The 15,438-nt window shown below is 42.9% G+C and carries 13 protein-coding genes; 10 read left to right on the forward strand and 3 right to left on the reverse strand.

What is annotated here, in order from left to right:
• Positions 1-268: 268 nt before the first annotated feature.
• From HMPREF9708_RS07465 to HMPREF9708_RS07480, 4 genes are all read left to right on the forward strand, one after another.
• Positions 269-979 (forward strand): amino acid ABC transporter permease, encoded by a 711-nt coding sequence (locus HMPREF9708_RS07465; RefSeq protein ID WP_006309678.1) that lies wholly within the window; start codon positions 269-271, stop codon positions 977-979.
• The gene (locus tag HMPREF9708_RS07470; RefSeq protein WP_006309679.1) at positions 960-1,700 is read left to right on the forward strand and encodes an amino acid ABC transporter ATP-binding protein; all 741 of its coding nucleotides are present in this window, start codon (positions 960-962) and stop codon (positions 1,698-1,700) included. The genes HMPREF9708_RS07465 and HMPREF9708_RS07470 overlap by 20 nt, the downstream gene beginning before the upstream one ends.
• Before the next feature lie 21 nt (positions 1,701-1,721).
• Positions 1,722-2,570 carry a substrate-binding periplasmic protein gene (locus HMPREF9708_RS07475; protein ID WP_006309682.1) on the forward strand — a complete coding sequence of 283 codons (849 nt, stop codon included), beginning with the start codon at positions 1,722-1,724 and terminating at the stop codon, positions 2,568-2,570.
• A gap of 1,121 nt (positions 2,571-3,691) precedes the next feature.
• Positions 3,692-4,660 carry a GMP reductase gene (locus HMPREF9708_RS07480; protein ID WP_006309685.1) on the forward strand — a complete coding sequence of 323 codons (969 nt, stop codon included), beginning with the start codon at positions 3,692-3,694 and terminating at the stop codon, positions 4,658-4,660.
• A 66-nt stretch (positions 4,661-4,726) separates the two neighbouring features.
• Here HMPREF9708_RS07480 and HMPREF9708_RS07485 read toward each other — a convergent pair whose 3' ends face one another.
• From HMPREF9708_RS07485 to HMPREF9708_RS07495, 3 genes are all read right to left on the reverse strand, one after another.
• Positions 4,727-5,920 (reverse strand): coenzyme F420-0:L-glutamate ligase, encoded by a 1,194-nt coding sequence (locus HMPREF9708_RS07485; protein ID WP_006309690.1) that lies wholly within the window; start codon positions 5,918-5,920, stop codon positions 4,727-4,729.
• 149 nt (positions 5,921-6,069) lie between these two features.
• The gene (locus HMPREF9708_RS07490; RefSeq protein WP_006309691.1) at positions 6,070-6,786 is read right to left on the reverse strand and encodes a CPBP family intramembrane glutamic endopeptidase; all 717 of its coding nucleotides are present in this window, start codon (positions 6,784-6,786) and stop codon (positions 6,070-6,072) included.
• 11 nt (positions 6,787-6,797) lie between these two features.
• Positions 6,798-7,352, reverse strand: coding sequence for a TetR/AcrR family transcriptional regulator (locus HMPREF9708_RS07495; RefSeq protein ID WP_006309692.1), 555 nt, complete (start codon positions 7,350-7,352; stop codon positions 6,798-6,800).
• A gap of 285 nt (positions 7,353-7,637) precedes the next feature.
• On the opposite strand from HMPREF9708_RS07495, the gene HMPREF9708_RS07500 reads away from it, so the two are divergent.
• The 6 genes from HMPREF9708_RS07500 to HMPREF9708_RS07525 all read left to right on the forward strand — a co-directional run bounded on the left by HMPREF9708_RS07500 (position 7,638) and on the right by HMPREF9708_RS07525 (position 15,163).
• The gene (locus HMPREF9708_RS07500; protein ID WP_006309693.1) at positions 7,638-8,330 is read left to right on the forward strand and encodes a YdjY domain-containing protein; all 693 of its coding nucleotides are present in this window, start codon (positions 7,638-7,640) and stop codon (positions 8,328-8,330) included.
• Between the two features lie 776 nt (positions 8,331-9,106).
• Positions 9,107-10,402: an acetamidase/formamidase family protein gene (locus tag HMPREF9708_RS07505; protein WP_006309694.1), complete on the forward strand. Its 1,296-nt coding sequence runs from the start codon at positions 9,107-9,109 to the stop codon at positions 10,400-10,402.
• A 134-nt stretch (positions 10,403-10,536) separates the two neighbouring features.
• Entirely contained in the window at positions 10,537-11,433 is an 897-nt protein-coding gene (locus tag HMPREF9708_RS07510) for an OB-fold nucleic acid binding domain-containing protein (RefSeq protein ID WP_006309695.1), read from the forward strand.
• A 141-nt stretch (positions 11,434-11,574) separates the two neighbouring features.
• Positions 11,575-12,498, forward strand: coding sequence for a hypothetical protein (locus HMPREF9708_RS07515; RefSeq protein WP_006309696.1), 924 nt, complete (start codon positions 11,575-11,577; stop codon positions 12,496-12,498).
• Between the two features lie 752 nt (positions 12,499-13,250).
• Positions 13,251-14,150, forward strand: coding sequence for a hypothetical protein (locus HMPREF9708_RS07520; protein WP_006309697.1), 900 nt, complete (start codon positions 13,251-13,253; stop codon positions 14,148-14,150).
• An 83-nt stretch (positions 14,151-14,233) separates the two neighbouring features.
• Positions 14,234-15,163: a hypothetical protein gene (locus HMPREF9708_RS07525; RefSeq protein ID WP_006309703.1), complete on the forward strand. Its 930-nt coding sequence runs from the start codon at positions 14,234-14,236 to the stop codon at positions 15,161-15,163.
• The last annotated feature ends 275 nt before the right edge of the window (positions 15,164-15,438 follow it).

Consider the following 15,438-nt stretch of genomic DNA (forward strand, 5'->3'; position numbering starts at 1 on the left):
AGAGAGTATGATTCGGTGAATGACAGCGAGGTGAGATAGAGTGGAAGCTCACTCTGCAGCCGATTCAGAAACGCACTTACGGGACAAAATGGGTGAATCAATTAGCTCATTTCGCTGTCTGAGCGTTATCAAACTGAGTAAATCGGGAAGCAATTCCCCGTTTAGAATAAGAGTGGTACCACGGGCAGGACTCGTCTCTATCTTTCCAAGCGGAAAGAGGAGACGGGTCTTTTTTTATTAACATTGAAATGAAAGGAAGCGGTAAAAAATGTGTGCAACCATCCAAATTGACTTTACGAAGATGATTCCATGGCTACCAACCTTCTTAGAGGGTACTCTGGTGACCATTATCTTGTCCTTGATTACGGTCATTTTAGGAACTATGGTGGGTCTCTTGGTCTTAGCCTCTAAACAATCCGACTGGCGTATCCTGAAGGGGGTGGCTGGTCTTTATACGACAGTCATTCGAGGAACCCCCATGCTCTTGCAGCTGTTTATGTGGCTCTATGCCTTCCCATTGATTGGTTTGGTGATTCCACCCTTGCCGTTTCTAGGCAGTCTCTTCGGGTCGCGGGAATTTTTAACTGCTGTCTTGGCCCTGGCCATTAATTCTGGCGCTTATGTCGCCGAAATCCTGAGAGGGGGACTCGAATCGATTCCCAAAGGCCAGTGGGAGGCTGGACGATCTTTAGGTCTAAGTCAAGGGCAGACCTATCGTTATATCTTGATGCCCCAGGCCTTTAAGGTGGCGCTACCCGGTCTAGGGAATGAATTTATCACCATGATCAAGGAATCTTCCATCGTATCCGTGGTAGGGGTCTTTGACTTGATGTATACCCAGAATATTGTCAAGTCGGCGACCTATTCCTTGTTTGAACCCCTCATCCTGGTCGGGCTCATCTACTTGATTTTGACAACTACTTTAACCGGTTTAATGAAAGGATTGGAGGCGAAGTTAAATGTCCATTCTCAATATTAAAGACTTAACCAAGTCTTACGGTGACTTACAGGTCCTAAAGGGGGTCTCCCTAGAGGTCGAAAAAGGGGAAGTGATTGCCCTAATCGGTCCTTCTGGTTCAGGCAAATCAACCTTGTTGCGGTGTATCAATCGAATGGAGACACCGACATCTGGCGCGGTCTACTTTGATGACCAAGTCTTTGCGGGCGATAAAATTGACCAGAAGACCCTTAATCGATTACGGTCCAAGATCGGTATGGTCTTTCAGCACTTTAACCTCTTTCCGCATTTGACGGTCTTAGAAAATATCACCCTAGCCCCGATCAAGCTTCATTATCAGGATGAACAAACCGCTAATAACCAAGCCCAATCCCTCTTAGATAAGGTCGGATTAGAGGATAAGGGGCAGGCCTATCCCCACCAATTATCAGGTGGTCAAAAACAGCGGGTAGCGATCGCAAGGGCCCTAGCGCTTAAACCAGAGATCTTGCTCTTTGATGAACCCACCTCGGCCCTCGATCCTGAACGGGTCAAGGAAGTCCTGAATGTGATTCAAGACCTGGCCTTAGAGGGCATGACCTTAATCATCGTGACCCATGAGATGTCCTTTGCCCAAAAAGTGGCCTCCCGGGTTGCCTTTATGGACCAGGGCCAGATCCTAGAAATCGGGTCAGCTGACCAGGTCTTTAACCATCCACAGTCCGACCGCCTACAAACATTTCTCAGACAAGTTGACTTCTAGTGACGAATCAGGAGGAATCTTATGAAACACCTTATCAAACTAACAAGCTTCTGCCTCATGTTGGTTCTATGTATCCTACCACCAAGCATTCAAGCGGCAGACCAATTAGCAGAAATCAAGGAAAGAGGCCGGCTCTTAGTTGGAACCTCGCCAGACTTTCCACCCATGGAATTCTACCACCTTAATGAAGAGGGCGGTAAGGAAATTGTCGGCAGTGACATTGCTTTAGCCCAAGCCATAGCGGATGAAATTGGCGTAGAATTGTACCTAGTGACGACAGATTTTAATGGCGTTTTAGCAAATCTACAAGCGGGCACCATTGATTTAGGGATTACCGGCCTCTCCAAAAGCAAGGAACGTGAAGCCGCTATGTACTTTTCTAAGCCCTACCAGCAGGAACAATCGGATGAAGGCTATCAGGGGATTGTGATGCATAAGGACTTGGCCGCCACTTTCCAAAACTTAGACCAGATCCAAGCGGCCCAATTAGTGGTCGGGGTCCAAGGGGGCTCGATCCAATATGAAACCGCCCAAACCTTGACGGAGAAGGGCCAGATCAAACAATTTGCGACCACTGATTCGGCGGTAATGGCCTTGAATGCGGGCGATGTTCAAGCGGTCGCGGTTTCTTCTTCGTCGTTTCTTCCCATGCTCGAGCGTTTTCCTGACTTGAGGCTCTTAGACCAAGCCGGTTATGACTTGGATCCAACGGGTTATTATGGTCAGAATGTTATCGGCTTTCCGCGCAGCCATGACAACCAGTCCTTGATTGATTTATGTAATCAAGTCATCGACCGTGCCATTGAATCGGGTCAGATGAAGGAATGGAGTCAATCTGCCAGAGAATTAGCCAAACAAGGGGCAGAGTAAGGCATTGCAGATACTGGATTAAATAAGAAAAAATAAAAAGAGAGAACCGTCAATAATGCAGGTTCACTGCTTAATCATAGGGGACCGCCCTTCAAAGCGGAGCTTTTCCGGGCTAGGACTACTGGAATTAAGTGATGCAAAAAACTATAAAAATAAAAGGTAGGATACCGTCAATCAGGCAGCACCAATGCTTATCATAGGGGACCGCCCTCCAAAACAGAGTTTTTCCGGGCTAGGGCCACTAGGCAATGCCTAGACGGTAAACCGTAAGGCATTGCACGCTACGTGGCCCTTCCTCTTTTCCTATGATTAAGACTTGGTACCTACCTTTTATTGACGGATTCGATATTCTATTAATTTAAGATATTGATCCTTATTCCACTGGACAAAAAGGAAAAGAATGGATTCAAGGAGCGCCTATAAAATAAAGGAGGTCTGACTATTTAATTAGACTAGCTACCTTTTTATCTCAAAGATAATGGATAAAGTAAAGCGGCTAAGCTAATAAAAATGAGACCATCCACGTACTTGTGAATTGATATTTAAAATGCTCTGATTTTTATTTGATTTACATCTTGAAGGCTAAGTAAAACTAGGTTCATTCGACCAGCTTTCTTATAAAAGTAAAGTCGGGATGATTAGTCAAGTCCTTCCTTAATTGAGTCAAAAATATTTTTTTCATATTGGGCAAGGATTCAACAAGATCGACAATAAATAAAAGAAGGCAGTCTCAATGCTTAATCAAAGGACAGTGGACGATCCACGCAGATTACAAGGCCTTACGGTTTACCGTTTAGGCCTTGCCTAGTGGATCGAGCCTGGAAAAGCAAGGCTTTGGAGGGCGGTCCCCTTTAATTAAGCATTGAGGATGGCCTTCTTTTTTATTTGCTTCCTCTTAACCATCATTAAATAATAATGGACCGAGGCTTTGCCTAGTGGATCAATCCCGGAAAAGCAGAGCTTTGAAGGGCGGTCCTTTTTAATTAAGCATTGGGGAGCCTTTTTTAGATGTTCATTTCTCATTTTTTCCTTTAGCTTGCAAAAAAATCCAAAACCGTTATACTATTTAAGGTTCGCAAAGCGAGCATTTATTATCGATTGAAGAAGGAGACTACTGATTAATGCAAACTTTTGATTATGAACAGGTCCAGTTGATTCCCAATAAGTGTATTGTGAAGAGCCGTAAAGAGTGTGATGCAAGTGTGACCTTGGGAGAGCGCACTTTCAAGATCCCCGTTGTACCCGCGAATATGCAGACTGTTATTAATGAGGAATTAGCTCAAAAGTTAGCACAAGCAGGTTACTTCTATATTATGCACCGCTTTGAGCCAGAGAAACGTTTAGACTTTGTTAAGAAGATGAACCAACTTGGCCTCTATGCTTCTATTTCAGTGGGGGTTAAGGAAGAGGAATACACCTTTATTGATGAATTAAAGGCTTCTGGAGAACCTGTGGCTTATATGACGATTGACATAGCTCATGGCCATTCAGACACGGTCATCCAAATGATTAAGTATATTAAGAAGCAATTACCGAACACCTTTGTGATTGCCGGCAATATTGCGACACCTGAAGCAGTCCGTGACCTGGAAAATGCTGGAGCGGACGCAACCAAAGTCGGTGTGGGTCCAGGTCGGGTGTGTATTACAAAAATTAAGACCGGTTTTGGGACAGCTGGCTGGCAACTTTCAGCTGTGCGCTTGTGTGCGAAATCAGCCCGTAAGCCGATTATTGCCGATGGTGGGATTCGTACTCACGGGGATATTGCCAAGTCTTACCGGTTTGGTGCCGATATGGTGATGATTGGGTCCTTGTTAGCGGCTCACGAAGAATCACCAGGGGAAACCGTGGTGGAAGATGGCGTGACTTACCAAGAATACTTCGGGTCTGCCTCACAATTCCAAAAGGGTGAATATAAGAACGTCGAAGGGAAGAAGATCCTCCTCGAAAGCCGGGGGTCCATCTTCTCAACCCTGACTGAAATGGAAGAGGACTTACAATCTTCAATCTCTTATGCAGGTGGTAAGGACCTTGGTGCCATTCGGACAGTGGATTATATGATCGTTCCTACGATCTATAATGGTGACTAAACTCTAAAATCATAAAAACACAAAAAGCCGAGGACCTCAAAGGAGGTCACCGGCTTTTTTGCTTGGTTATTGGTCAGAATATTTGTCAAAGTAGCCCTTAATATAGATGAAAGGCGTGCCCTTATCGCCAGAACCAGAGGTAAGGTCAGATAATGAACCAAGTAGGTCGGTTAATTGACGCGGAGTGGTGCCAATCCGTTCGGATTCATCTTGTCCTTGAGAGGTATGGCTGCCAATATAGTCTCGAATGGCCGCCACCAGGTCGTCACCTTTCAAGTCATTGAACTTCTCATCTGCCAGGTATTTTAGTTTGACTTCATCTGGAGTGCCTTCTAAGCCAGCTGTATAAGCAGGGGAGACCACAGGGTCAGCTAATTCCCAGATAGCTGATTGGGGATCTTTGAAGGCGCCATCGCCGTAGATCATGACTTCAACAGTCTTGCCGGTTGCTTCCTTCAAGAGGGCTTGAACCTTGGCCACAAACTTGTCACCATCGACAGGGAAGAGCTTAATGGTCTCTTGGTTGGAAAGGTTGGCACCTAAGAGGCCATAATCTGGGTTATAGCCGGATCCATCAATCGATTCAGTCATAATTTCATCCAGGGTCAGAACCTTCTTGGCACCCGCTTCAAGCAAGCGTTTCTTAGTCCGGCGCCGGGTATGGATATCGCAAGCTAAGACATGGTCGGTGTAATCAAGGATGGCCTTGGGTTGGTTAGCCAGGATAATCGTACATTTAGCGCCTTCGTCCTCAACGGTTTTGCGGTAGAGGTCTAGATAGTCAACGCCTGTGAAGGGGTGCTTCAAGTCACCAAAGAGCTCTTTAATCTTGGCTTCATCTAAGACATCGGACGAGGGGTTAATGCCGGCGTCATCTAATTGTTCGATTAACATGAGGGGGTTGCCAACTTCATCGGAAGGGTAAGCCAATTGAATGACAACTTCTTTAGCTGCCCGCGCAATAGCCTTCAATGTTGACTGGAAACGATTGCGAGAGGTGATGGGGTGGATGACACCAATCGTCTCGCTAGCCAATTTGGTTTTGATGTCTTTCGCGATGGTATCTAAGGTGACATAATTGCCTTGCGCACGTGCCACGATCGATTCAGTGACCGTAACGATATCGCGATCATCAATGGTAAAGGGCGCTTCTTGACTGGAAGCTAAGACCGTATCTAAGACGATTTGTGCTAAGTCATCGCCTTCATTAATAATCGGAGCTCGTAAACCACGTGTAACAGTCCCAACAGTTCTTTTCATAGTGATTTTCCTTTCAATCTTTGACCTCAAGCAATCATAAAGGCTGACTGGTTCATGACCAGCAAGTCTTTAACGACTTTGCTATTCTACCACATTTTAGGGCAATGGTTAAACTTTTTTTGAAGGAAGGGAAGGTATAAATCAGGTATTTACTCCTGCATTTCTGGTGGAGTTGGAAGTTTAGATAGGTAGAGACAATAGAGGATGGCCACAATTATAGTGACCAGAGGGTAGACTAGGGTGGTGAGGGTCTTGTCGACAGTAAAAAGGGCTGCCATATCGACTAGGCTGTGGACTAGGATACATGGAATTAGACTGCCGCTCTTGTAATAGACCATCGTAAGAATAAAGCCCCAAGCAACCGCAAAAGCAATTTGAATGAATGTATCCAGACTGGCTTGCCCCGATAAGAGATTCACAATATGGCCGAGGCCAAAGGTCACCGAGGATAGGCTGATCGCAAGGACTGGACCGTCTCGCTTAAGCAGAGTGCGAAAGAGAAATCCCCTGAAGAGAACCTCTTCAATAAAGCCAATTAAGCCCATGGTTACAAGAGCAAAGGCTAAATGCCTGCCATGATAATGAACCTGTAAGCCTGACCAGAGATTGCCTGTAGCTAGAAAGACCATGGGAATAAAATAGATAAAGGTTTTAGGATTCTCAGGAAGTTGATTCAATTTATAGTAACTATCTAACCCAAGAGCCATCAGGAAATAAGCAATCACCAGGGACAACATCAAATGACCGGCCATTAATTGAACACTTCCATCCCCATATTGAGCTCTTAGAGGGGTTGACATCAAGACATATAGAATAATCCAGCCAAGAGAGAAGGCTAGAGGGTGGTGGTCATGTAGTTTAATCATAAGATCGTCTCCTATTCTTTGATAAGTTGTTGGTAAAAATCCTTTAGAATCGTCTCGAGTTCAGCCAGATTTGGCTTCATGGCATTATTCGCGAGTAGACTGGCGACGCCATGCACTAGAAAGAAAAAACTAGCAAAGCTTTGTTGCGTACGATCTAAATCCCAGTTAAGACTCTGGCCCATCACTTCTAGGATTTGATTGAGATTGGGATCCTCTAAAATATCCTGTAGGCTAGATTGACTGAAATGATTGGTTTGGAAGAGAAAGATAAAAAAGTGCTGTTCTTCTAAGGAAAATTGTAGGTAATTGAGTCCTAATGTGAGTAATGGATTGGCCGATGAGGGTGGAATGTCAAGTAGGTAGCGGGTATGATAATCATTCACCAGCTGATAAGTTGCTTCCTTAATGGCCTCCATGGTCGCAAAATGATACAAGACTGGTTGGGTGGAACAAGCCAATCCCTGGGCAATGGACCGAGCAGAAAGTGCATGGTATCCCTTGTCCTGTACGATTTTGAAGGCTTGGTTGAGGATCATCTCTCGAGTAATTTTAGTCTTAGCTGCCATCATTACCTCCTTAAAATAACACGTGTTATATATGGTCTTATATTACTTTTCTAAGGAAGAAATGTCAATTATAAAAGGAGATAATAAGGTCATCATTTTAATGAAAGAAAGGTTGCAAGTCCTGAAAACAACTATCAATACAAACCACGGTTCAATGGATTAGAATGAATCTAATTTAGAATTAAAATTTTCTAGTTAAACTAGTCATATATTAGTAATAATAATGGTGACGAGGGATAAAATTTAGCCAAGTAGGCGTATAATAATTATGAAAGGATGATGAAAATGTTCAAAAAAATGTGTTTAACAGCTCTAGCAAGTCTGAGTTTAGCAAGCATCGCCTTAAATGTCCCTGATCATGTCACACAACTTGATTCAATCACTGCAGCTGAGGAAACGACTCAAGCGATCGTCTCAAAAGACCATCCAATAGAAGTTGACAAGGAAGCTAAAGTGGTCTATCTTGCAGTTCAAATGAATAAGAAGGCTATGGAAGAGGGCTCTCAACATGCGGTAGTCGATCAAGAAGGTGGCAATGGCGATGTGGCCTTATTGCAATCCTTCGTTAATCCTAAAGACTTTTATCAAGCCTTAACTGATTTAGGTGCGGAGCCAGGAGATAATCTTACCTTAGATGACCTAAAAGAAGACAAAACTGTCGAAGGAAGTCCTCTGGAAATTACCATCTCATGGGAAGGCCAAGAAGAAGTTGCCTTAACCGATTTATTCACATCTGACAATGAAGGCATAGCTAAAAGTGATTTTCGGTTTGGCGGTAATCTTGAAACCAATCAAGAGCTAGATACAGGCTGCACAATCTGCCTATACTCCTGTCCAGTTGGTATCGTATCCAATGCGGCGGTTTCAACTAAAGATCTGGATAGCTTAAAAGTTTATGCAGACCCTGAAGAATTTCCAGAAGATGGAACAATTATGACCTTGAAAGTTCAAATTAAGGATTCATCAGAGAGTAAATAAAGGGATCCTGAAGATTATAGCGACTCGAATCAGAGAATTGTAAAACTTATTTATCATGAATTGGATCGGCATAAAGGATCAATCTTTGTGCCGATTTTTTATGTGCTCATACTGATAGTTAAGATCTTCACGTTGAATTTGATGTACTGCAGGAGTCATTTAACTAATTCTGACAGCATGATAAATAGTATTCAGGTTCAAAAATAGCTCATGATCCTACTTTTATGGAAATTAGTCGAAAAGAGGGGGCTGATTAGATATAAAAATAGGTAAAGGTAGAATAATTTATTTGAGTTTACATAATATACATTATCTTATTTTAGTGGAAGAAGTGGATTAAGATTTATTCTGATCAACAGTTCTTTAAGTTAATTTTACCTTTAATTAAGTGTCTAGTGTTTTATCTGATAATCCTCTTGTTTATTTAATGACGGTATCTACTAATCATCTAATTTTTTTATGATATAACCATCATGTTATCTCACAGGTAAATTCAATTCACTTTACCTACAATAGGATTTTTATTTTTAGTCTAGAATTCTGCTTATCTATTTTTTAATGAAACATATAACGAGTTAATCTTGTCTTATGATACTCGATTATAAAAACAGCATTTAATTCTTTCAGATTCGATATTGGTCGTCAATTAAATTTAACCTTATAAATGATTGTACTTTAAAATTTTTTATCGGCTTAAGCTATTTTAAATCAGAAAATTTGATATCGCTTTCATTGTATGGCATGATCAACGTATCATTAAATAAGGAGGAACTACAATGGATTTCAAACAAACAGTCTTTGTTAATAATTTTACAAATGCAATACTCGACCCAGAACTTCCTTTTGATTACCATGTTAAAGACGGTGGACATATTATCGCTAATACAGCTCCTGGCTGTTGGGGACCTATGATAACGCCTGCACTTAAAGGTGGCCACGAGGTAACTCAACCTGTCTACGTGGAAGGCGCGGAGATTGGCGATGCCATTGCAATTCATATCGAAAATATAACTGTAACTTCCCGTGCAACGGCTTCCGGAAATGATCGGCCTAATCCTGATAATTTTATTAATGATCCATTCGTTGATCCTAAATGTCCAAAGTGTGGTGCACTTAATCCAGCTACTGACATTGAAGGAATTGGCTATGAAGCAATTCATTGTCATGAATGTGGCGAGAGTTTTCTTCCATTTGATATAACAAATGGCTATACGATGGTTTTTAACTCTGATTTAGGTCTAGGTCTAACCCTTGATAAAGATCATGCTGAGGAAATTGCTAAGAACAGTCTTGAATGGATGGAAACACCAGAGAACTCCATCCAAAATCCAATCACAACCCTTGCTCCTAATGATATTGTAGGATTAGTTGCTAGAATGCGCCCCTTTTTAGGACAATTAGGGACTGTTCCCTCACAAGCCTTTCCGGATTCACACAATGCAGGTGATTTTGGGCAAGCTTTATTAGGTGCCAGTCACGAATACGGCAAAACTGAGGAGGACTTAATTCATAGGACGGATGGTCACATGGATGTGAATAGAGTTCGTCAAGGTGCAGTTCTAATTGCTCCTGTTAAGGTCCCTGGCGGTGGTGTTTATATTGGTGATATGCATGCTATGCAAGGTAACGGGGAGATTGCCGGTCACACGACGGATGTGGCAGGTGTGGTACAACTTAGAGTAGAGGTAATTAAAAATCTTAACAACCAAGGTCCTATTTTGTTACCTGTTGCAGAAGACCTCCCCTACTTAGCCCAGCCATTTACTGAAAAAGAATATCAACAAGCTCAAGATTTTGCTAAACAATGGGATGGAATTAAACTTGAAGAGTCTCTCCCAATATCTTTCATTGGCACTGGAGCAAGTCTAAATGAAGCAACAAGTAATGGACTCGAGCGAGCTGCCGATTTTCTTGGCATAACAGTCCCTGAAGTCATGAATCGTGCAACCGTAACAGGTGCAATTGAAATCGGACGGCTTCCTGGAGTTGTTACTGTCACCTTTTTAGCACCACTTGAAATCATTCAAAACGAAAAACTATTAGAAGTGATAAAACGTCAATACGATCGTTAAATATAAAGAAATACCTGCTTTTGCTCCAAACATGGTCATAAGCAGGTATTTGTTTATTCAGATCAATCATATCACTATCCCCCTAATTTCCCCTTCCGCTATAATAAAAAAAACGACATGAAGGAGTGAAGCCTATGAAGAAATGCTTGCTGACAGTGTTCTGCCTCCTCTTGATGCCCCTGTCCTTGGTGAAGGCCCAGGAAGGCCAATACCGGCCTGAGGACTTTGATGGGGATTATGGCATTATCACTTTTCTAACGGGTCAAACAGACGAAGAAAATCGGATTCCAACGGACTCTGGGGATATGAAGGCGATTATGGACCAGATCCTGGTCTATCTTGCTAATACTCGGGTCAGTGATGTGCAAGGTCTCCAATTCCAGAGTGGGATTAGTCGATTGAAGAATAGTTTCGAAGCTACCACTCGAATTGAAGAGGGTGTGATTAAGTCCTTGACACCGGGAGCCGAGAGCTTGCAGGATCCTATTATTTCAGAAGGACCTTCGCCCTATCCTATTTTTGAAGTGGATGTTGAATTTACCACAGATGATTACACTTATATTGTTTTTGACCGCAAGGAAGCTTACTTAGTAGGTATTAGTGGGTCTCCTGATAGTTCACAGTTTCTAACCATCGAAGTTATGGGGCAAGCCGATCATGTGGTCTTAAATGATCAGATTGACCAGCCTCTTTATACGGAATTTCTGCCGGATGGTTATGTCACGAATGAGAATGGTTATCAGACCGTTCCTTATGATGAGCTCTTACAGATGCCCGAGAATACGACGGTAAATGTCTTTGTGACAGGCCGCGTGAAAAAGATCTTATCGAGTTCAGCTAACCATTACAAGTTTGTCTTAGAAGACGACGAAGAGGGTAATCTCTATGTGATTGACTGGACCTTCGATCAACTCGAAGACCTTAAGGTTGGCGACCAGGTGACGGTTGAAGGTGCCTATGGTGGTCCAACAGAATTGGGGGTTCCTTATATCGGCAGCGGCCAATACGATAGTGTCACGATCGACAAGTAAGCGTTGCGTTTGAGCAATCATTGATGATTTGCGTGTGAATGATAATTAGTCGCTTCGTTTACCGCAAAAGACACAATTTGTTTAGAAAGCTTGATTGGATCGTGTTGCTGATTAGAACCACATAATAAAGGAGGAAACTCTATGAAGAAACGTTTGCTCAAAATAATCACCCTGGTCCTCTTAACTTGGCCCACTGCCTTACTTCATGCCCAAGAAACCTCCTATACCATCCAGGATTTCGAGGGTGAATATGGCTTGACGATGATTACCATGGAAATGGTTGACGCGGACAAACGAATCCCCATTGATTCTGAAGATCCGCAAGCGATTATAGATCAAATTCTTAGAACCATTAATGATCTACGCCTGGATTCTGTCCATCGATCCAGTTTTGTGGATGGTTATCAGCGATTGAAAGAAGATTTTGAGTCTTCATTTGAAGTAGACGGTGGTAAATTTATCGAAGAAACCACAAACCACGGCTTACAGAAAGAGAAAATTATCGACGCCAATCAGCCCACCCCGCTGCCTATCTTCGAGACCAAGGCAAATTCCCCCCTCTATGATGTCGGTTATTTGGTCTTTGATAAGCACGACCTCTATCACATCGACATTGCGGACTACAAGGAGGAAGGCCAGACCCTCTATATCGATGTCTTAGGCAAAAAAGACCATGCCATTATAAATAATCAAATTGATCAACCCCTCTTTGCCGCCCTGCTACCTGAAGGCATTGTCTTTGATGAATATGGCTATCAAGATGCTTCCTACGACGACCTCCTTGCCATGCCCGATTGGACGTCCTTGGAAGTAACATTCACAGGCAAGATCGTTAAGATCCTCGAGCTAGAAAGCTATGCTTATGAGTTTATCGTTGAGGATAATAAAGACTCGAATCAATATTATGTCAAGTGGAATTCTGAACCCAATCTAGACATCGCCGAAGGTGACACCGTCTACATCAGAGGTCAGTACATGGAAATGAGAATGGACTATGAAACCAATCAGGAATATCCTTACATCATAGTGACCAAAGAAACAGATACGGTTGAGAAGGTGGACTAGAAGCGATCTCAAATATGAGGACGGGATTTCCTAAGTGGGCGTGAAGGTAAAGGGTCACTGATTGAATGGGGCTGTGCATCACGCTATAAGGATGACCAGCAACTGCATGAACCCACGTAAGTTCACCAAATTTTATGACAATAGTATCAAAAAGTCGTTCGTTTCTCTCACAAGAACTGCCTTCAAGTGAAGGCGGTTCTTGATTCTATCTACCCTCCCTACTCAGCGTTTCATCGCTAGCTAGGCATACACTGGAGGTAGTTATCCGCTGTCCGAGAGATCAAGCGGCTTTTTTGTTTTGTGAAGAATGAGGTGCTAGATAATTTAGGAGAGGTCCATTGAAGCGGTCTATCGCCTAACAAGTTTCAGGAATGGCGTGGGTCGGTTCGTTTTATTGGTCAGGATAAAACGAAGATGGTGGGCGAATTCGTTTTATTTTATGTAATAAAGCGAACTTTATCTTGAGATTCACTTTATTTTTCAAAATAAAACGAATCTGTTCCCAACACAGCTTTATTTCTAAAACTAAAATTGACCCACTTCCCAAATTAAGATGATTTACAATTATAAACTGATCTCCTCCCCCTTCACAAAACTCTCATCCATACCGATCGTTAAACATCAAGAATTACCTGCTTTTGCTCCAAACATGGTCATAAGCAGTTAATTGTTTATTCAGATCAAGCATATCACTATCCCTCTAATTTCCCCTTCCGCTATAATTAAAAAAACGACATGAAGGAGTGAAGCCTATGAAGAAATGCTTGCTGACAGTGTTTTGCCTCTTCTTGATGCCCTGGTCGATCGCCCATGCCCAAGAAGGTTCTTTCACCCCTGAGGACCTAAATGGGGAATATGGAACGATTACCTATCTTATGGGTCAAATAGTGGTGGATGAACCGATTCCGATAGATTCTAAGGATAAGGGGGCCATCTTAGACCCGATTATGGTGGAGATTGCGAAGGCTCGCATCGATTGGATTCAAAGTCTTCAATTCCAGGAAGGCATTAACCGCTTAAAGATGGACTACGAAGCCTCCAGGCAGATTAAGGACGGCGTCATTTCCATGCTATCCCCTGGTGCTGAGAGCTTAACTCAGACCATTGTGGCTGATGGGCCTTCAGACGTTCCCATCTTTCCAGTTGAATCAGATTTTATGACACTTGATAATGCCACTTATATTATTTTGGACCAGTATGATGTCTATCTGGTAGGCGTTCAAGGCACACCGGATGGCCAACAGACCTTAACCGTTGAAGTGCTGGGGCAAAAGGACCATGTCCTCTTGAATGATCAAATCGATGAACCCCTTTATACCCCATTTCTGCCAGACGATCGCCAAGTCAATGAGAATGGTTATCAGACCGTTCCCTACGAAGAACTCTTAAGTTTGCCTCAGGGCCAAACCTTAAATGTTTTGGTCAAGGGCCGGGTCAAAGAAATCATCGATCAATCCGATAAATCTTGTCGATTTATCCTCCAGTCGAACCAAGACGACAATCTCTATTTCATCTATTGGTTCGGTGACCAGGTCCAGCCACTATCGGTGGATGATAAAGTCACCGTTGAAGGCGGCTATGGTGGCCCGACCGAAGATAATCTACCCTTTATTAACAGTGGTAATTTCAATCAAGTCATCATTGAAGAGTAAGCTGTCTCCCCTGCTTTCGACAAATTATCGTAACAATCACTCACACTCGATTCAATTCAAGCTTTAACTAAGGAGGTTATCCCATGAAAAATCACATGATTCGCCTTGTACTCACCCTCTTCCTTCTTTGGCCCAGTCACTTGATTCAGGCTGAAGAGCCCTCTTATACTATTCAAGACTTGGAGGGAGAATATGACTATGCCCTTCTTGCTTCAGGATCTTTGGAGGCTGACCAACGGATACCAGTTGAATCTAAGGACCCGCAAGAACTTTTGGACCATATTCTCAAGGCCATCTACGACCTGAAGACCGACCCCCTTTATGGTAGAGGTCTAGCGAGTGGTCTATATCGTTTAAAGGAAGACTTTGAGGCCAGTTACCTGGTCAAAGATAAAAAATTCATCTGGGTCAGCATGATGGAAGGTGAGGACGATATTACCCAAGATTTTATCAAGCCAGACCAAGCAAGAACGGTCCCCCTCTTCGAACTCAAACCGGCCTCCGGATTGAAAGATTATGAATATTTAGTCCTTGACCACCAAGAGCTCTACTACTTCACCCTTTCAGACTATAAAGCCGATGGACAAATGATTGACTTGAAGGTCCTCGGCAAAAAAGATCATCCGATCCTTAACAACCAGATTTCTGAATCCCTGCTCAAACCCTTCATGCCAGAAGGTTATGACATTGATGCATCGGGTTATCGCATAATTCCTTATTCAGATCTCCTGTCACAGGAAGAATTTGAACACGAAGCCATCATGGTTGAAGGAGAGATTACTCAGATGATCATGGCTGAAGAGTACGGTTATCGATTCACGATCGCGGCTGGTGATGGGTCTGAAGAGTACTCTGTCAATTGGAACTACGAACCGGACTTGGACTTGACCGAAGGTGACCACGTGATCATCCGAGGAAGTTATTTAGGTGTTGAAGAACAAGTTGAAACCGGTGAGACCCTCCCCCACCTTTTAGTCAGCGGTCCGGATCAATCAGTCGAAAAGGTCGAGTAAGTAGTGCAAGTGAGCACTGGTAATGGAGCCAAGTGAAAGTTGATAGATGATTGAGGCATCGCATGATCCTTTATGAGACTTTTTAAGCAAACACCGATTCTAAAAATCATAGAAAGCTTAGGCAGGCTATCATGCGTCCTAGTTAGACATTTCCGTAGGACCGTTTGAGTTTATCTTCCTATGATTAAAGAATCGGTGTTTTTTCGCTTATAGAATGTTGTTTTTACAAAAGATCTATATAATCAAAAACTATAAAGAAAGAAACCTTGGTATTC

The organism is Facklamia languida CCUG 37842 (genome assembly GCF_000245795.1).
Taxonomy (GTDB): domain Bacteria; phylum Bacillota; class Bacilli; order Lactobacillales; family Aerococcaceae; genus Facklamia; species Facklamia languida.